The organism is Synechococcus sp. RS9909 (genome assembly GCF_014279595.1).
GTDB lineage: Bacteria > Cyanobacteriota > Cyanobacteriia > PCC-6307 > Cyanobiaceae > Synechococcus_C.
The window spans coordinates 2368539-2384454 of record NZ_CP047943.1; the positions used below are offsets into that span (position 1 = coordinate 2368539).

Here is a 15916-nt window from a genome sequence, read left to right on the forward strand (position 1 = left end):
CGGGGCGCGCGAATCGGGAGCGAAGCATCAGAACCAGGCCTTCTGCCCATCGAGATACAGCTCCCGGAATTCCTCCGGCGTTTTGGTGAGATAAATCACACCCTCGATCAAACCGATCACCCCCATCACAAACGAGGCTGCGCCACAGGTCACAACGCCACCGGCAATGCTCACCACCAGCATGATGATGCCGGCATTGTGATATCCAAGCACAAATTTGTGCACCCCAAACGAACCGAGAAAAACGCCCAGCAAACCTGCCGCCAACTTTTTATTGCTGATTTCCGTCTCAGACAGGCTGGTCATCACAAGCACGGAGCTGTTCCGCTTTTAGCGACTGAAGCCAGGCCTGCCAACGCGGCCGCTGCCATTTCCCGGCCGCCGTTGGCGCCAAGTCTGGGCAGGAGTGCCAGGCGATCGGCCGCTCCGCCGGCAACCAGTCAGCCACCAGAGCCTGCAACGCCCGCAGCCGCTCCATGGCGCCATCGCCATCACCATCGCCAGATCCCGGCGACCAGCGCACCAACGCCACCAGCCGCTCGCCCCACTCCGGATCCCTCACCCCCAGCAGCAGCAGGGCCTGCACAGGCAGCTGAGTGGCCCGCACCGATGCCATCAGCCGCCGCTCCAACTGCTCGGGGAACACCGTGACGCCACCGGAATGGATCGCGCCATCGAGGCGGCCGAGGATGCACAGATTGGGCTTCCCATCAGACGCTGGGGTGAGAGCAGCGGCATCGCCGGAGCGCCACCAGCCCTCACCATTCAGCAGCGGCATCACGGCACCATCGCTGCCCAGCCGGCCGATCGCCAGCCGCGGGCTGCGCACGGCCAGGGCTCCCTGGGCATCGACCCGCAGCTCCACATCAGCCAGCGGCGCACCACAACCGTCGACCCCCCTGAGAAACGCTGCCGGGGTCTGGGCCGCCACCATCGCCGCTGTTTCCGTGGCGCCATAACAGGGCGACAGCGCAATCCGGGCCTGTCGAGCCCGTTGGGCCAGGTCGTCAGGCAAGGCGGCACCCCCCACCCAGATCACCGTCATGGCGCGCAACCACTCGATGCCAGCGGGATCCTTCAGCAGACGGGCGAGTTGGGTGGGCACCAGCGACAGCAGCATCGGGCCATCGCGCCAGCGCCGCTGCTGCCGGCACCACTCCAGCAGCGCGCGGGGTTGTTTCATCAGGGCCGGAGACAGCCAACCATGGCCGGCACCCCACTGCTGCGCCCTCCACCAGGGCATCAGGCCGCTCACATGCTGCAGCGGCAACGGATTCCAGATCTGCACCTCCGAGGGAACGAGACCAAGGGCCTCCAACCAGCGCGCTGTCGCGGCAGCCGATTGATCGCAGTGGGCGAGCGGCTGCAGACAGTGCTGACGGCCGCCGCTGCTGCCACCACTGGCAAGCACCAGACCAGGGCCGGGCGGTAGCTCCACAGATCGAGGCACCAGCTCCGGATCTCCGGCCGAGCCACGCGGGCCCAGCAGCTGCAGCCAGCCACCAGCAGCGAGCTCCAGCGTCAAGCGCTCCACCGCCTGGTCGAAGGCCTGCGGATCGCAGCGCAACTGACGCCAAGCCGTCATGCCCCGTCCATCCCCGTGGCGTTCTCCACCGCCGCGTTCCAGACCTGCTGCGGATCCTGGCTGAACAGAGGACCCGGCGGACACCAGCCCGGGGCCAGGCCGGGAGCCGTGGGGGTGGGGCCCCGTTGCTGCAGCGCCGCCAGCAGAGCAAGCCACCGCGCACCGATGCCGGTTTCAAAAGCGGTGCTCAGCATCAGCCGCGGGGCACCCGCCTGCAACTGCCGCAGCAATGGGCGGGGGTCGCCCTCCAGCAGCGGCCGCCGCACCTGCCAACCGCGCCAGTGCTGCCGCCAGGCCGGATGCACCTGCAACGTTTCATCCAGCGCCACGGGCAGACGCTGCGCCAACTGCCCCAGGCCCTCCAGGTCATCCACCGCCAGGGGCTGCTCCAACCACTCGAGCCGAGGATCACCCCTCAACGCCTCAGCCCAGCGTTCAGCAGTCGGGCGATCCCATCCGGCGTTGGCATCCAGGCGCAACCGCACCTGGGGCGGCAGCCGCTCCAGCAACTCCGCCAACAACACCAACTCCAGCGCGGGATCGGCTGCGGCCACTTTCCACTTCAGCGTTCCCCCCTCCACGGCCTGACCTGAAGCCAGCCAGTGCTCCAGAGCCGCTGGCATCGCCTCACCGGCCGGCAACAGCTGGGCCGAAGGGGGAGCCGGCAGCCAGGGTTGCCCCTCACCGGCGGCGACTCCCACCACGCCGTCCAGTTCGGCCAGGGCAGCACCAAGGGCAAAGGCCAAGGGCGGCGGCCCGTGCTGCAACCGGTCGTTGAGCATCAGCCGATCACAGCACACAGCAGCCGGTTCCAACCACCCGTCGAGGGCGGCAGCGCAGCGTTGCCCCATCCCCGGATCCAGGGGCGCCAGCTCACCCCAGCCCAACCGACCCGTCGCCGGTTCCTCCAGGCGCAGCAACCAGCCGGAGCGCTGCCGCCAACAGCCCTGGGCCGTTTGCAGCGGCCTGTGGAGCGCAAAGCGATAGGGCCGGATCTGCAGCCGCAGCGTCATCGCTTCAACCGGATGGCCCCAGCCCCAGCACAGGCTCCAACACGGGGCCCAGGGCCAGGCCGAGGCTCAGCCCCAGGCCATTGAGAGCCTGGAAACGCAGGGCCAGAAATTTGCTTTGGCTGATCCGCTCCGGCACGTGATGGTGATCCCGCAACAGGCGAATCAAAGCGGCACCGGCCGGCAGCCCTGCCGCCGCCAGCAGGGCGGTGAGAGGCCAGTCGCCCTGCAGCACGGGAGCCCACTCCAAAGCCAGGGTGCCGGCCACCATCCAGGGGATCAGGGCTGCAGCGCGGGCGGTGCCCAACCGCACCACCGGCGATCGCTTGCCATGGGCCGCATCCTCCTCCACCTGATGAAAGTGAGAACAGAAGAGCACCAGGGTGGTGGCCAGGGCAGGACCGGCGCCCAGGCTCAGGGCCGTTCCCCAGGGCACCGCTCCGCCATCGGTTTCACCAGCACCGGCTGGAGACAGCACCAGCAGGGCTGCCGCCGTCGCGAACGGACCGAACGCCAACCAGCAGAGTGGTTCCCCCAGCCCCAGATAGCCCAGCCGGAACGGTGGCCCCTGGTAGAGATAGCCCAGGCCGCAGCTCAGCAGCACCAGCACGAGCACGGCAGGGCTGCTGCGCCAGGCCAGGGCCAGCATCAGCAACAGACCGCTGAGCAGAGCGCCATGGGCGAGCCGGCGCACCGGACGGCGCCGACCGAGCAAGGCCACCACCGAATGGGGTTTGGCCACGGTGTCGACCCCGGTGTCGGCATCAAACAGATCGTTGCTGAGGTTCTCCCAGAGGAGCAGGAGCACCGCCGCAACCAGAAAGCCGAGAAACTGGCCCCAGCGCACCGTCTGGGCACTACCGAGACGCCAGCCCGCCGCCAGCACCACCGGCATCACGGCCACCGAATACATCGGCCACTTGATGGCGGCTTTCCACAAGCGCCGGCGATCGCCTGCAGGGGCGTGAAGGGATGCAACAGCCTGGCGATCTGGCATGGACTGGACCCCTGAGGCCCGCATGAAGGCCCATACATTTGAGCAGCATCCCTTTCCCTGCCGCCCGGATGACGGCCGCGCCCGCCAATCCCCACGCTGTGAGCAGCTTCAGCGATCTGCTGGATCAGGCCCTGACGGCCTGGCGCGGGCGTCAGGGGGAGGAAGGGGTGTTCAGCCTGGCCCTGCCGCTGCATGGGGTCGATCCCCTGCTCCAGCTGCCGTTGCTGAGCAGCGCCGATCCGTTCCGCTTCCTCTGGGACAGCGCTCCCGGCCTGAGCCTGGCCGCAGCTGGGCGCTGCCATCACCTCGACCTGGCTGGCCCGCGTCGGTTTGAACTCGCCCAGCGCTTCAGCGATACAACCCTGGCGCGGATTCTGGATGCAACGCCGGAGGCCCCGGCGCAGGCGCGCTCACGGATCCTGCTGGCCTTCGCCTTTTTCGAGAGCAACAGCGAGCAGCAGCCCAGGCCCACCATGCCCTCGGTTCAGGCGGTGCTACCCCGCTGGCAACTCAGTCGCCATGGCCGCCAGGGCTGGCTGCGCCTGCATGGCAGCGTCAGCCAGAGCGCCGATGTGCGCCACCTGGCGGAAACGCTCTGGCAGATGGCCCAACGACTGGAGCAGTGTCCTCACGCCCCCTTGCCCGCATGGTCGACCACCATCAGTGGCACCACCACCCCTGGAGCCTGGCAGGAGCGCTATGCGCCGGCTCTGCGCCGAGGCCTGGATCTGGTGAATGGGGGCGACCTGCACAAACTGGTGTTGGCGGTGCGCCAGTCGATTCAGCTCCGGGCCCCGCTCGATCCCCTGCCCCTCCTGCAACGCCTGCGGCAGCAGCAAGCCGGCAGCTGCCGATTCCTCTGGCAACGCAACAGCGACGACAGTTTCTTCGGCGCCTCGCCCGAGCGGTTGCTCTGCCTGCGCAGCGATCAGCTGCGCAGCGATGCCCTGGCAGGGACGGCGGGCCAAGGCGATCGCGGTGATGCCCTGCTCCGTTCCGACAAAGATCGACGCGAGCACGAGCTGGTGGTGCAGGCGATCACCGACCACCTGCGCGCCCAGGGGCTCAGCCCCCGCAGGCCGCGCCGCCCCCAGCTGGCGCGCCATGGCCAACTCGTGCATCTCCACACCCCGATCACGGCCGCTGCCGCTGGGCGGGCACCGCTTGCTCTCGCGGAAGCCCTTCACCCCACACCCGCCGTTGCCGGCCTGCCGCGGCGGGAGGCGATCAGCTGGCTGCGCAGCCTCGAGCCTTTTGAACGCGGGGGCTATGCGGCTCCGATCGGCTGGATCGACAACGCCGGTGATGCCGATCTGCGCGTGGCCATCCGCTGCGGCCATGCCAATGGCTGCCAGCTCGATCTCACCGCGGGGGCCGGGCTCGTGCGCGGTTCGGTGGCGGAACGGGAGCTGCAGGAAGTGGGCCTCAAACTCACCGTGCTGGCCGATCAGCTGGAGCTTCAGGCCGTTCCGCTCGCCACCTGAGCCTGAAGCCGCTCGATCACCTGATCGGCAAGCGGTTGATCCATCAGTCGCTCCACCTCTCGGATGCCGGTGGGGCTGGTGACGTTGATCTCACTGAGCATGCCGCCGATCACATCAATCCCCACGAAGAAGAGGCCCTCGGCACGCAGCGATGGGGCCAGCGCCGCACAGATGTGCCGTTCGCGCTCGCTCAGTTCCGTGGCTTCGGGATGGCCCCCGACTGCAAGATTGCTGCGGAACTCCCCCTGTTTCGGGCGGCGATTGACGGCGCCGAGCGGTTCACCATCCACCAGCAGAATCCGCTTGTCACCGTCGCTGACCTGGGGCAGGAAGCGCTGGGCCATCACCGGCAGGCGTTCCTGCTCAGTGACCAGTTCCAGGAGCGCCCCGAGGCCAGGTGCATCCGCCGCCACGCGAATCACACCCAGACCGGCACGACCGCCGAGGGGTTTGAGCACGATGTCGCCCTGCTCCTGGGCAAAGGCCGTTAATTCGGCCACACGACCGGCTACCAGGGTGGGAGCCATCCAACGACTGAAGCGGAGGGCGCCGAGCTTTTCGTTCCAGGCCCGCAGGGACGACGGACGATTGAGCACGCGCACACCGGCCCGCTCCGCCACCTCCAAGAGATGGGTGGCGTAGAGATAGGCCTCATCCACCGGCGGATCCTTCCGCATCCAGATCACACTGAATCCTTCGAGAGGGAGGCGTTCGAGAGCGCCGACCTCGAGCCATGGCTCCGGCTGGACCATCGCCGCCATCGCAATCGGGGCATCGCCCATCGCGATCAGATCGGCGGGCGTGCAGGCCCAGAGCTCATGGCCAGCTCTGGCGGCAGCCTGCATCAGGGCCGCCGTGGAATCTTTGCTTGGGTTGATGCGCTGGAGCGGATCCAGCACGAACAGGTGACGCATGGAGGGGAGCGTCAGGCGGCGCCGGCGAGCAGGGCGTCGAGCTCTCCGGCCCGTTCCATCGCATGCAAATCGTCGCAACCGCCGATGTGGCGATCGGCGATGAAAATCTGCGGCACGCTGCGCCGACCGTCACCGCGGGCTGCCATCGCATCGCGCGCTGGCTCGTCGCCATCAATGGCGTATTCGGTGTAAGCCACACCCTTGCGATCGAGCAGCTGTTTCGCCCGCACGCAGAACGGACAGAAACGCCAGGTGTAGATCTCAACCGCAGCCATTGGGCCTTATCAAGCGACAACAATCTTATGCAGGGCTTGGCCATAGCGACCAGGGCGGCCACTCCCCGGGCCAGGTTGTTCAGTACGGTTGCCCCAAGTAACAACGCAACCGTTGCTCGACCTCACCGACTTCAAGCGCGATCTCTCCGAGCTCACTGACCGCCTGGGCCATGCCCAGGACTGTCTTTGACGTTCCTGCACTGAAAGCCAGGCAACAGGACCTCGAACAACTGGCCTCCCAACCGGATTTCTGGGACGACCAGCCAAACGCTCAGAAGCAGATGCGCCGCCTTGACGAGGTGAAGGCCCAGCTGCAGCAACTGGAGCAATGGCGAGGAGCGATCGATGACGCCCAGGCCACCCTGGAGCTCTACGACCTCGAACCTGACGACGACATGCTCAGCGAGGCCCAGGAGGGTCTCACCACGCTGCGCCATGCCCTCGACCGCTGGGAGCTGGAACGGCTGCTGAGCGGCGAGTACGACAAGGAAGGCGCCGTGCTCTCGATCAATGCCGGCGCTGGCGGCACCGACGCCCAGGACTGGGCCCAGATGCTGCTGCGCATGTACACGCGCTGGGCCGAGGATCACGGCATGAAGGTGAGCGTGGATGAACTCTCCGAAGGGGAGGAAGCGGGCATCAAGAGCGCCACGATCGAAATTGATGGCCGTTACGCCTATGGCTATCTGCGCAACGAGAAAGGCACACACCGGCTCGTGCGCATCTCACCGTTCAACGCCAACGACAAGCGCCAGACCAGCTTCGCCGGCGTGGAGGTGATGCCCAAGCTGGAGGACGAGGTCGACATTGACATTCCAGACAAGGATCTCGAAGTCACCACTTCCCGCTCCGGTGGGGCCGGTGGACAGAATGTCAACAAGGTGGAAACGGCCGTGCGGATCCTGCACATCCCCACCGGTCTGGCCGTGCGCTGCACCCAGGAACGCTCCCAGCTCCAGAACAAGGAAAAGGCGATGGCCCTGTTGAAGGCCAAGCTGCTGGTGATCGCCCAGGAACAGCGTGCTGCCGAGATCGCCGACATCCGCGGCGACATCGTCGAGGCGGCCTGGGGCAACCAGATCCGCAACTACGTGTTTCATCCCTATCAGATGGTCAAGGATCTGCGCACCCAGGAGGAGACCACCGATGTGCAGGGGGTGATGGATGGCCATCTCGATCCCTTCATCCAGGCCCTGCTGCGCCAGGGTGTGGACAGTCCCGGACGCGATGAGGACGGCTGAACCATGCCAGACGAACCCCAGCCCACTCCGCCGACCCCCTCCTCACCGCCACCCAGCTTCGTGAAGCAGGCGATGCGGAACATGGTGCGTAAGGGGCGCCAGAGCCTGGTGCACTTCGGCCTGACCGCCATGGGCTTCCTCGGCTTCATCCTTCTGGTCGCCTGGCTGGGGCGCCCCACCCTGCCGCAATGACCCCAGGGTTCGAGCTTGATCTGGCCTTCGACCCTGCGCCGGCAGGCCTGATCCCGGAACCCGGCAACCCTGAGACGCTGGCACGCCTCAGCGCTCCGGCCCCCTGGATGGCCGATCTTTCCGCCTGGCTCACCCTGCTGCGTGCCGATACCGAGCTGACCTGCCCCGGGCCGGTGCGCACGGCCCAGGCGATCAGCCTCGGGCTCCAGTTCTGTGACGACGCCACGATTGCCGCCCTCAACGGCACCTGGCGCCAGAAACCCAAGGCCACCGATGTGCTTTCCTTCGCCGCCCTCGACGGGGACGGACCGATGCCTGACGCTCCCTGCGTGGAACTGGGAGACATCATCGTTTCCGTCGACACCGCCGGTCGCCAGGCCATGGAGCAGGGCCATGGGCTGGTGCATGAACTGCGCTGGCTGGTCAGCCACGGGCTGCTCCATCTGCTGGGCTGGGATCACCCGGATGAGGCACAGCTGACCGCCATGCTCCAGTGTCAGGAGCGTCTCCTCGCCATCAGCGGTAAGGTTCAATCCCACGGTGAGATCAGCTGTGAATCAACAGATGGGATCACTGCTGCACTCTGAGGACGACCGGACCTTGACGGACGAGCTCAGCCAGGCCAGCAGGCAAAGAGCCGCCCATCGCGGCGCCTGGCGCATCGCCGGCGACCTCCCCGCCAGCTTCCGTTATGCCGCCCAGGGCCTGGGCTACGGCTTCATCAGCCAGCGCAATTTCCGCATCCACGTGATCATCGGAGCGGTGGTGTTCGCACTCGGCCTGTGGCTGCAGCTGGCAGCCCTGCCCATGGCTGTTCTGGTGCTAACCGTGGCCGCCGTGCTCGTGCTGGAGCTGCTCAACACCGCCATCGAAGCGGTGGTGGATCTGGCGATCGGTCGTCGCTTCCACCCCCTGGCCCGGATCGCCAAGGATTGCGCCGCGGCGGCCGTGCTGGTGGCTGCGATCAGCTCCCTGCTGATCGCCCTGCTCCTGCTGCTGCCACCTCTGATGGAGCGCCTGCAGGGATAATCGACGCCATGCTTCTGGTCATCGACAACTACGACAGCTTCACCTTCAACCTGGTGCAGTATCTGGGGGAGCTGGCCGCGGAGCATCCTGTCGCCGCTGAGCTGCGGGTGGAACGCAACGACGCCCTCAACCTGGAGCAGATTCGCGCTCTGGCTCCGGACGCGATCCTGCTCTCGCCAGGACCCGGCGATCCGGACCAGTCAGGCGTCTGCCTCGAGGTGCTGCGGGAGCTTTCACCCACGGTTCCCACCCTGGGCGTCTGCCTTGGCCATCAGGCCCTCGCCCAGGTGTATGGAGGCCGCGTCGTGCGCGCTTCGGAACTCATGCATGGCAAAACCTCCCCGGTGCTGCACGGAGGTGAAGGGGTGTTCGCCGGGCTGCCCCAGCCACTCACCGCCACCCGCTATCACAGCCTCATCGCGGATCGCGCCAGCCTGCCCGACTGCCTGGAGGTGACGGCCTGGCTCGAGGATGGCACGATCATGGGTCTTCGCCACTGCAACCACCGCCACCTGCAGGGGGTGCAGTTTCATCCGGAAAGCGTGCTCACCGAAGCCGGTCATCAGCTTCTGGCCAACTTCCTGCGTGACGCGGAGTGATGGCGTCACCGCTGCTAACTTCCACACCCACCAGGATTCCGCTCCATGCCTGACCGTCCGATGGTTCCGGCCCTGCGGCCGGCCGCAACGCTGCTCGGCGCGGCGATGGCTTGCACCATGGCGGCGCCCGTCTGGGCCGGCGGCGTCACGATCACCAGCTATGGCCACAGCGCTCTGCTGATCAATGGCGGTGGCCAGTCTGTTCTGGTGAATCCCTTCAAGGCGGTGGGATGCGCCCAGGGCCTGCGCGAACCACGCGTGAACGCCACGGTGGTGCTGGCCAGTTCGGAGTTGCCCGATGAGGGCGCGCGCATCGCCGGCGGCACCTTTCTGTCGAAGCCCGGGTCCTATCGGGTCGGCGGCCTGAAACTGGAGGGATTCGCAGCTCCCCACGACCGCCTCGGTGGGCGGCGCTTCGGTCAGGCCACGATCTGGCGATGGCAGCAGGGTGGCCTGAGCTTCGCCCATCTGGGTGGCACCGCAGCACAGCTGAGCAGCGAAGACAAAGTGCTGCTGGGCCGCCCGGATGTGCTGATCATCGGCGTCGGGGGTGGCGCCAAGGTCTACAACGGCGAGGAGGCCGCCAAGGTGGTGAGGGAACTCAACCCCCGCCGTGTGATTCCCGTGCAATACGTGAACGGGGACGCCCCCAGTGGCTGCGATCAGGGCGGCGTCGATCCTTTTTTGGAGGCGATGGCCGGCACGGAGGTGCGCCGGGTCGGCGCCACCCTCTCACTCCCGGGCGGCCTGGGTGACAGCACCGTGATCGATGTGATGCGTTGAGCCCCCCTTGGCGCCGTCAGTGCGTCAGCAACAGCTCAGCGATCCGACCGCGATCGATCCCCTGCAACAGAGCCAGCAACACCAACACCCTGGCCTTCTGGGGGCTTAGGTCGTCTGCGGCTAACAATCCGAGCGAGGCATCGTCCTTGCGGGCTGGCACCCGACCGTTCCCCGTGCGTGAGGACCTCACGATCAGCGGAGTCGCCTGGCCGGCCTGCTGCCGCTGGCGACAGGCCTCCTCCAGGGCATCGCGCTCGAAACAGGACAGCTGACCAGCCCCCGTTCCGGCCACAACCAGGGCATCAACACCGCTTTGCAGCCAACAGGCGAGCCAGGTGGCGGAAGGCTGCACGTAGCCGTAGAGGATCTCCACCGAAGGCCAGGCCTTCACCTCGGGCCAGGCCTTGAGGCTGGCGCCACGAACAGCCAAGGTCGACGCCACGGTGTGCCGATGGCTGGGTGTGCGGGTGAAGCGCACCCCCTCACCATCGACCGTGCCGAGGCGACCATGACCTGGCGAGCGGAAGGCACCGACGCCGGCGCAGGCCGCTTTGGTCACCTCCCGCGCGCCATGGATCACACCATCCATCACCACCAGCACACCCCGGCCCGCCGCCTGCGGATCCACCGCCAGCTGAAGCGCCTGCAACAGATTCAGAGGGCCATCCGCACTGAGGGCCGTGGCCGGTCGCATCGCCCCCACCAGCACCACCGGTCGCGCATGGGCCAGGGCGAGATGCAACCAGTAGGCGGTTTCCTCCAGGGTGTTGGTGCCATGGGTGATCACCACACCCGTGAGGTCTGGATCGGCCCTGAAGGCGGCATCGATCCGTTGCAGCAACCGGAACCAGAGTGAATGGCTCATGTCGGCGCTGTCGATATTGGCGATCTGCTCCACCGTGAGCGCCGCCACGGCACGGGCTTCCGGAAGAGCTGCCAACAACTGTTCGCCGCTGCGCACGCCAGCGCTGTAGGTCTCGAGATCGCAACTGGAGACCCCCGCACCAGCGATGGTGCCACCGGTGCAGAGCACCAGAAGCCGCGGCTGGGACTGGAGGGAGCGCTCGTTCATGTTCGACCAGCCCTCAGGGAAGCGAGGCCAGTGCCTCCAGGGAGACATACACCTCCCAGAACCGTTGCATCTGCTCCAGCGTGCCGATGCTGACCCGCAGGGAGCCATCGATCTGGGGTTTGCCGGCCATCGAACGCACCAGGATGCCGGCCGTGCGCAGGTCAGCCTCCACCTCCTGAACAGACCGCTGCGGCCAGATCAGCAGGTAATTACCGCCAGCGGCATGGTGCCTCACCTTGTGTTGCTGGAGCATCGACAGAAGCCAGTGGCGCGCTTGCTTCACCTCCGCCACATAGGCATCGGTGTAGGGCTGATCGCTGAGGGCAGCAATGGCGGCCGTCACCGCCACGCTGTTGACGTCGTAGGGGCCGGTGACCCGACTGACGCGATCGACAACGGCGGCATGGCCGATGGCGAAACCGATGCGCAGACCGGCCAGGCCGGCGGTCTTGGCCAGGGAGCGCAGCACCAGCAGGTTGGGCGTGATCTCGAAATCAGCGATCGGGAGAACGCTGTCGCCCGTGAAGGCCTCATACAGCTCATCCACCACCACGAGGGTGTCGGGAGCGGCCGCCGCCAACTCCAGCACCCGGTCCGCCGCCAGGCGAGTGCCGGTGGGGTTGTTGGGGTTGCAGAGCATCAGGATCCGCGGCGTCCGGCTCAGGGCTGAGCAGATCGCCGCGAATGGGAAGGCGAAACCAGGCATTGCATGGGGGATCGCCTCGATCACCATCCCCTGCATTGCCGCGCAGGGGGCGTAGTAGCCGAAGGTGGGGCTGGTGGTGAGCAGACCATCACCGGGGCCGCCGTAGGCATGCATCACGGCGTGAATCGCCGCATCAACGCCGTTGAAAATGCCGATCTGATCCGAGCTCAGGGCGCAGCCCAGTCCGGCTGGGGCAGCCGCCAGGTTGGCCAGCACCGCCTCCCGCAGGCCGTCGTATTCGGGATAGATGGCGAGGTGATCGGAGGGAATGGCACGCAACGCCTTCAGCACCTTGGGGCTTGGGCCAATGGTGTTTTCGTTGAAATCGAGCCGCAACAAGCCGCGACGCCCTTCCAGGGGAGCGCTGTAGGCATGCAGACCCTCCACCTCTGGGCGGGGCTGGGGGAAGGGGGGCTGCACAGCGCTCAAGAGTTCAGATCGTTCCAATCGCCACGGGTGTCGCAGAGCAGGCTGGGATCGAGGGCTTGATCCAGGTTCCAGGCCGACGAGTCCGGCAACACACGCAGGCTCAGATCCGTTTCGCGCAAGACCAGATCCACCCCGGCTTCAAAACCATCACTGACCGCGTCATCGGCCTTGGCACGCAGGCTGGGGTTCTGCGCCAGCCGGCTGACGAGCGCCCGGTATTCCTGTCGCCCCAACGCCTCCAATTCCTCCTGCAATCCATCCCAATCGAGCTGAGCGCTGTTGTGCTCCCGCAGAGCGACGCATTGCTGCTGCACCCAGCCGTAGAAATCACGCGCGTGCAGGGAGGCAGTCACATCCGACCGAGAGAAGCGTCACCACTCACGCTAGTCGCGGGCACGAATCACATGCGCTCGAGCGTGGCAATGCCCAACAGCCCTAGGCCGCACTTCAACGTATCGGCCGTGAGGCGGCACAGGGCCAGGCGCGAGCGGAGTGTGGCCCCCTCAGCCTTGAGCACCGGCACCTGGTCGTAGAAGCGATTGAACACCTGGCTGAGTTCAAACAAGTAGGTGCAGAGGCGATTGGGCAGCAACTCCTCCTCCACCTCGGCGATCACCGCATCGAACCTGAGCAGCTCGCGCACCAGGGCCCACTCCTGCGGCTCGTTGAAGTGGAGATCCGAACCGGAGCCTGCCGCAGCACCAGCGCCCGCCAACGCAAGATCACCCCCCTTGCGGGCGATGCCTGCGATGCGCACCACCGCATAGAGCAGATACGGGGCCGTGTTGCCCTGCAGCGCCAGCATCCGGTCAAAGCTGAACTGGTAGTTGGTGATCCGGTTCTGGCTGAGGTCGGCGTACTTCACCGCTGCCAGGCCCACGGTGGTGGCCACGTGCTGGATGAAGGCCTCGTCTTCGCTGCGGCCCTCCTCCTCAAGGCGGCGCCGCAGGTCGGCCTCGGCGCGTTCCACCGCCTCATCGAGCAGGTCGCGCAGACGCACGGTGTCGCCGGCGCGGGTTTTGAGCTTCTTGCCGTCGTCCCCTTGCACCAGCCCGAAGGGCACGTGCTCGAGCCGGCCATCGTCCGGCACCCAACCGGCACGGCGCGCCACCTGGAACACACCGGCGAAGTGGTTGGCCTGGCCGGCATCGGTCACATAGATCACCCGGCGGGCGCCATCGCCATCCGGGGCCCCGCCGAAGCGGTAGCGGATCGCCGCCAGGTCGGTGGTGGCGTAGTTGAAACCGCCGTCGCTTTTCTGCACGATCACCGGCAGCGGCTTGCCGTCCTTGCCGCTCACGCCCTCGAGGAACACGCAACGGGCCCCGTCATCCACCGCGAGCAGGCCGGCGGCCTCGAGATCGGTGACCACGCCCTCCAGGTAGGGGTTGTAGAAGGATTCGCCACGCTCGCTGAGGTGAATGTCGAGCCGGTCGTAGATCTTCTGAAATTCACGGCGACTCTGATCGCAAAGCAAACCCCAGGCCTTGAGCGACACGGGATCACCGCCCTGCAGCTTCACCACCTCCTCCCGCGAGGTGGTCTGGAAGGCTTCGTCGTCGTCGAAACGCTTCTTGGCCTCGCGGTAGAAGGCCACCAGATCGCCAAGATCCACCGCATCGGCGGTGTCGAGCGCCTCGGGCGCCACCTGCTTGAGGTGGGTGATCAGCATGCCGAACTGGGTGCCCCAGTCGCCCACATGGTTGAGGCGTAGCACGGGGTGGCCGCGGAACTCCAGCACCCGCGCCAGCGAGTCGCCGATGATCGTGGAGCGCAGATGCCCCACGTGCATCTCCTTGGCGATGTTGGGGCTGGAGAAATCCACCACCACCGGCGCGCTGCCCTGCACCGCCGGCACCCCCAGGCGCGGATCGCCCAGCCGCTCAGCCACCTCAGCCGCCAGGCGCTCGGGCCGGAGCGTGAGGTTGATGAAACCCGGGCCGGCGATCACGGGCTCCAGGCAGAGCGCGCTGAACGAGGGATCCGCCTGCAATTGCTCCACAATCGCGCTGGCGATCTGCCGCGGCGCCTGCTTCAGCGGCTTGGCCAGGGGCAGGGCCCCATTCGCCTGGAAATCACCGAATTCAGGCTTGTTGGCCGGCGCGAGCTGGGGATCGAGGGGTCGACCAGCCTCACGCGCTTGCGCTGCCGCGTCCGGAAACGCCCGGTCCATCGCGCCGCGCAACTGGGTGTCCAGGGTGTGGGCAATGCGCAGCATGGGCGAAACTCTCAGAGGCGGCAGCGGTCTTCCGATCATCTCCCCCGGGCTGATCCAGCGCTACCGCGAAGCGCGCAGTGGCTGCGGCGGTTCCTGCGATTCCATGGCAGGCGCCATCCTCGGGAGATGGGCAGCGCAGAGGTGAAGACGTTTCTCACCCATCTGGCGGTGGACCTGCAGGTGAGCCCTTCCACCCAGAACCAGGCCCTGGCGGCGCTGCTGTTTCTGTATCGAGAGTTGCTGGAGAAGCTGGATGGGGTGAAGGCGCCGGCAGATCACCGTGCGGCAGGGCAAAGGCGGCAAGGATCGGCGCACGATGTTGCCTGCAATGGTGGGAAAGAAGCTGCGAGTGCATCTGGAGGGAGTGCGCAGATTGCATCGCCAGGATCTTGCCGAGGGGGTATGGCAGGGGCGGCACCACCTGGATCCCAGCCTGATCCAGAAAGCGGTGCGGCGAGCGGTGCTCGCCTCAGGAATCGTGACACCTGCCACAACTTCCGGCACTCGTTTGCTACCCACCTGTTGGAGCGAGGCCCATTGGGGGTGGTCAGCCCGGCCGACCTTGACGGCAAAAACGGTGCCGAGGCACGCCATACGATGATCCGTCCATTTAGCGCTATCCGTATCCAGCAAGCCGTTGAGGGGTAGCCGCATCTGGTACCGAGAGGCAGTACCATGACGGAATGAAGCGGAAGCACCAGCGCACCCTTGAGCTGATCTTCTCCCGACCAGTAAGCGGCAGCTTGCCGTGGAGGGACATCGAAGCCCTGTTTCAGGAGCTTGGTGGGGAGGTAAGCGAGAGGGCGGGCAGCCGAGTCGCGGTCGTTCTGTTTGGCGAAGTCAGGGTCTTCCACAGACCCCACCCATCGCCCGATACAGACAAGGGTGCTGTTGCTTCAATCCGCAAATGGTTCGAAGAACACGGAGTGACACCATGAATCTGATGAATGTGGACGGCTACCACGCCAAGATTGAGTACGACGAGGAAAAAGATCAGTTTCGCGGGGAGATTCTTGGGGTTTCTGGAGGAGCGGACTTCTATGGATCAAGCCCAGATGAGCTTCGACGTGAGTTCAAGAAATCACTGGAGATTTTTCTTGAGGTCTGCAAGGAGCAAGGAATCGAGCCACGTAGACAGTATTCAGGCAAGTTCAATCTTCGAATTTCGCCTGAACTGCACGAGAAACTGGCGATGACTGCGGAGGTGCAGGGAAAGAGTCTCAACACGCTCGCTCAGGAAGCACTCCAGAGAAGTGTCACGGCATAGAGGAACGGATAACATGCCCCTCGATTGGACAGGCCAACAAAAAAGGAATCAGCTGCAACTTCATTCTTCTTGCCTACCTATAGTTATTCTGAGATTGACACTGGCGCTGCTGTTT

At 66.1% G+C, this 15916-nt stretch carries 20 protein-coding genes; 10 read left to right on the forward strand and 10 right to left on the reverse strand.

Translation table 11 applies throughout. The features are described from left to right. Positions 1-27 precede the first annotated feature (27 nt). Genes SynRS9909_RS12585 through menA form a run of 4 tightly spaced genes read right to left on the reverse strand, consistent with a single transcriptional unit; the run spans position 28 to position 3592 of the window. Entirely contained in the window at positions 28-306 is a 279-nt protein-coding gene (locus SynRS9909_RS12585) for a TM2 domain-containing protein (protein WP_007101356.1), read from the reverse strand. After that, complete coding sequence (locus SynRS9909_RS12590; protein ID WP_007101355.1) at positions 290-1585, reverse strand: AMP-binding protein; 1296 nt, start codon at positions 1583-1585, stop codon at positions 290-292. The genes SynRS9909_RS12585 and SynRS9909_RS12590 overlap by 17 nt, the downstream gene beginning before the upstream one ends. Next, positions 1582-2598: an o-succinylbenzoate synthase gene (locus tag SynRS9909_RS12595; RefSeq protein WP_007101354.1), complete on the reverse strand. Its 1017-nt coding sequence runs from the start codon at positions 2596-2598 to the stop codon at positions 1582-1584. The genes SynRS9909_RS12590 and SynRS9909_RS12595 overlap by 4 nt, the downstream gene beginning before the upstream one ends. Positions 2599-2602: 4 nt before the next feature. Then, positions 2603-3592, reverse strand: a complete 990-nt coding sequence (menA, locus tag SynRS9909_RS12600) for a 2-carboxy-1,4-naphthoquinone phytyltransferase (protein WP_038001034.1) — start codon at positions 3590-3592, stop codon at positions 2603-2605. A 68-nt stretch (positions 3593-3660) separates the two neighbouring features. Here menA and SynRS9909_RS12605 point away from each other — a divergent pair, with 68 nt between their 5' ends. Beyond that, positions 3661-5076, forward strand: a complete 1416-nt coding sequence (locus SynRS9909_RS12605) for an isochorismate synthase MenF (RefSeq protein ID WP_007101352.1) — start codon at positions 3661-3663, stop codon at positions 5074-5076. Here the strand turns inward: SynRS9909_RS12605 and gshB are convergent. Together gshB and grxC are read right to left on the reverse strand one after the other, a co-directional pair. Continuing rightward, positions 5052-5990: a glutathione synthase gene (gene gshB, locus SynRS9909_RS12610; RefSeq protein ID WP_007101351.1), complete on the reverse strand. Its 939-nt coding sequence runs from the start codon at positions 5988-5990 to the stop codon at positions 5052-5054. The genes SynRS9909_RS12605 and gshB overlap by 25 nt on opposite strands. 11 nt (positions 5991-6001) lie before the next feature. After that, entirely contained in the window at positions 6002-6265 is a 264-nt protein-coding gene (grxC, locus tag SynRS9909_RS12615) for a glutaredoxin 3 (RefSeq protein WP_007101350.1), read from the reverse strand. Positions 6266-6377: 112 nt separating this feature from the next. Here grxC and prfB point away from each other — a divergent pair. The 6 genes from prfB to SynRS9909_RS12645 all read left to right on the forward strand — a co-directional run bounded on the left by prfB (position 6378) and on the right by SynRS9909_RS12645 (position 10109). Beyond that, positions 6378-7506 (forward strand): peptide chain release factor 2 gene (gene prfB, locus SynRS9909_RS12620; protein WP_116431303.1). Its coding sequence is split into 2 segments (ribosomal slippage): positions 6378-6452 and positions 6454-7506, totalling 1128 coding nucleotides; the frame shifts between segments, so codons are not numbered across the junction. 3 nt (positions 7507-7509) lie between these two features. Then, positions 7510-7698, forward strand: a complete 189-nt coding sequence (locus SynRS9909_RS12625) for a DUF3285 domain-containing protein (RefSeq protein WP_007101348.1) — start codon at positions 7510-7512, stop codon at positions 7696-7698. Further along, the gene (gene ybeY, locus SynRS9909_RS12630) at positions 7695-8285 is read left to right on the forward strand and encodes an rRNA maturation RNase YbeY (protein WP_007101347.1); all 591 of its coding nucleotides are present in this window, start codon (positions 7695-7697) and stop codon (positions 8283-8285) included. Before SynRS9909_RS12625 ends, ybeY begins: the two co-directional genes overlap by 4 nt. Then, complete coding sequence (locus SynRS9909_RS12635) at positions 8263-8727, forward strand: diacylglycerol kinase family protein (RefSeq protein WP_007101346.1); 465 nt, start codon at positions 8263-8265, stop codon at positions 8725-8727. The genes ybeY and SynRS9909_RS12635 overlap by 23 nt, the downstream gene beginning before the upstream one ends. An 8-nt stretch (positions 8728-8735) precedes the next feature. Further along, the gene (locus SynRS9909_RS12640) at positions 8736-9326 is read left to right on the forward strand and encodes an aminodeoxychorismate/anthranilate synthase component II (RefSeq protein ID WP_007101345.1); all 591 of its coding nucleotides are present in this window, start codon (positions 8736-8738) and stop codon (positions 9324-9326) included. 105 nt (positions 9327-9431) lie between these two features. Then, positions 9432-10109, forward strand: coding sequence for an MBL fold metallo-hydrolase (locus SynRS9909_RS12645; RefSeq protein WP_240307818.1), 678 nt, complete (start codon positions 9432-9434; stop codon positions 10107-10109). 16 nt (positions 10110-10125) lie between these two features. Here SynRS9909_RS12645 and SynRS9909_RS12650 read toward each other — a convergent pair whose 3' ends face one another. Genes SynRS9909_RS12650 through argS form a run of 4 tightly spaced genes read right to left on the reverse strand, consistent with a single transcriptional unit; the run spans position 10126 to position 14534 of the window. Further along, on the reverse strand, positions 10126-11181 hold the full coding sequence (locus SynRS9909_RS12650; protein ID WP_007101343.1) for an asparaginase: 1056 nt from the start codon (positions 11179-11181) through the stop codon (positions 10126-10128). 13 nt (positions 11182-11194) lie between these two features. After that, positions 11195-12316, reverse strand: a complete 1122-nt coding sequence (locus tag SynRS9909_RS12655; protein WP_007101342.1) for a histidinol-phosphate transaminase — start codon at positions 12314-12316, stop codon at positions 11195-11197. Further along, positions 12313-12669 (reverse strand): DUF29 domain-containing protein, encoded by a 357-nt coding sequence (locus tag SynRS9909_RS12660; protein ID WP_007101341.1) that lies wholly within the window; start codon positions 12667-12669, stop codon positions 12313-12315. The genes SynRS9909_RS12655 and SynRS9909_RS12660 overlap by 4 nt, the downstream gene beginning before the upstream one ends. Positions 12670-12716: 47 nt before the next feature. After that, positions 12717-14534, reverse strand: coding sequence for an arginine--tRNA ligase (gene argS / locus SynRS9909_RS12665; RefSeq protein WP_007101340.1), 1818 nt, complete (start codon positions 14532-14534; stop codon positions 12717-12719). Here argS and SynRS9909_RS12670 point away from each other — a divergent pair. The 3 genes from SynRS9909_RS12670 to SynRS9909_RS12680 are packed head-to-tail and all read left to right on the forward strand — an operon-like array spanning position 14517 to position 15801. Next, a complete protein-coding gene (locus SynRS9909_RS12670; RefSeq protein WP_255479168.1) occupies positions 14517-15182 on the forward strand; it encodes a site-specific integrase in 666 nt (221 codons plus the stop codon). The genes argS and SynRS9909_RS12670 overlap by 18 nt on opposite strands. Positions 15183-15217: 35 nt before the next feature. Then, positions 15218-15472: a type II toxin-antitoxin system HicA family toxin gene (locus tag SynRS9909_RS14210; RefSeq protein WP_007101339.1), complete on the forward strand. Its 255-nt coding sequence runs from the start codon at positions 15218-15220 to the stop codon at positions 15470-15472. A 5-nt stretch (positions 15473-15477) separates the two neighbouring features. Next, positions 15478-15801 carry a type II toxin-antitoxin system HicB family antitoxin gene (locus tag SynRS9909_RS12680; RefSeq protein ID WP_240307743.1) on the forward strand — a complete coding sequence of 108 codons (324 nt, stop codon included), beginning with the start codon at positions 15478-15480 and terminating at the stop codon, positions 15799-15801. Positions 15802-15916: the final 115 nt, after the last annotated feature.

Excerpts from the sequence above, each read along its gene's own strand:
- SynRS9909_RS12650 (WP_007101343.1), bottom strand. The coding sequence starts at position 11,181 with ATGAACGAGCGCTCCCTCCAGTCCCAGCCGCGGCTTCTGGTGCTCTGC.
- grxC (WP_007101350.1), bottom strand. The coding sequence starts at position 6,265 with ATGGCTGCGGTTGAGATCTACACCTGGCGTTTCTGTCCGTTCTGCGTG.
- menA (WP_038001034.1), bottom strand. The coding sequence starts at position 3,592 with ATGCCAGATCGCCAGGCTGTTGCATCCCTTCACGCCCCTGCAGGCGAT.
- SynRS9909_RS12595 (WP_007101354.1), bottom strand. The coding sequence starts at position 2,598 with ATGACGCTGCGGCTGCAGATCCGGCCCTATCGCTTTGCGCTCCACAGG.
- SynRS9909_RS12680 (WP_240307743.1), top strand. The coding sequence starts at position 15,478 with ATGAATGTGGACGGCTACCACGCCAAGATTGAGTACGACGAGGAAAAA.
- argS (WP_007101340.1), bottom strand. The coding sequence starts at position 14,534 with ATGCTGCGCATTGCCCACACCCTGGACACCCAGTTGCGCGGCGCGATG.
- SynRS9909_RS14210 (WP_007101339.1), top strand. The coding sequence starts at position 15,218 with ATGAAGCGGAAGCACCAGCGCACCCTTGAGCTGATCTTCTCCCGACCA.
- SynRS9909_RS12605 (WP_007101352.1), top strand. The coding sequence starts at position 3,661 with ATGACGGCCGCGCCCGCCAATCCCCACGCTGTGAGCAGCTTCAGCGAT.
- SynRS9909_RS12625 (WP_007101348.1), top strand. The coding sequence starts at position 7,510 with ATGCCAGACGAACCCCAGCCCACTCCGCCGACCCCCTCCTCACCGCCA.
- SynRS9909_RS12645 (WP_240307818.1), top strand. The coding sequence starts at position 9,432 with ATGGCTTGCACCATGGCGGCGCCCGTCTGGGCCGGCGGCGTCACGATC.
- SynRS9909_RS12585 (WP_007101356.1), bottom strand. The coding sequence starts at position 306 with ATGACCAGCCTGTCTGAGACGGAAATCAGCAATAAAAAGTTGGCGGCA.
- ybeY (WP_007101347.1), top strand. The coding sequence starts at position 7,695 with ATGACCCCAGGGTTCGAGCTTGATCTGGCCTTCGACCCTGCGCCGGCA.
- gshB (WP_007101351.1), bottom strand. The coding sequence starts at position 5,990 with ATGCGTCACCTGTTCGTGCTGGATCCGCTCCAGCGCATCAACCCAAGC.
- SynRS9909_RS12640 (WP_007101345.1), top strand. The coding sequence starts at position 8,736 with ATGCTTCTGGTCATCGACAACTACGACAGCTTCACCTTCAACCTGGTG.
- SynRS9909_RS12635 (WP_007101346.1), top strand. The coding sequence starts at position 8,263 with ATGGGATCACTGCTGCACTCTGAGGACGACCGGACCTTGACGGACGAG.
- SynRS9909_RS12590 (WP_007101355.1), bottom strand. The coding sequence starts at position 1,585 with ATGACGGCTTGGCGTCAGTTGCGCTGCGATCCGCAGGCCTTCGACCAG.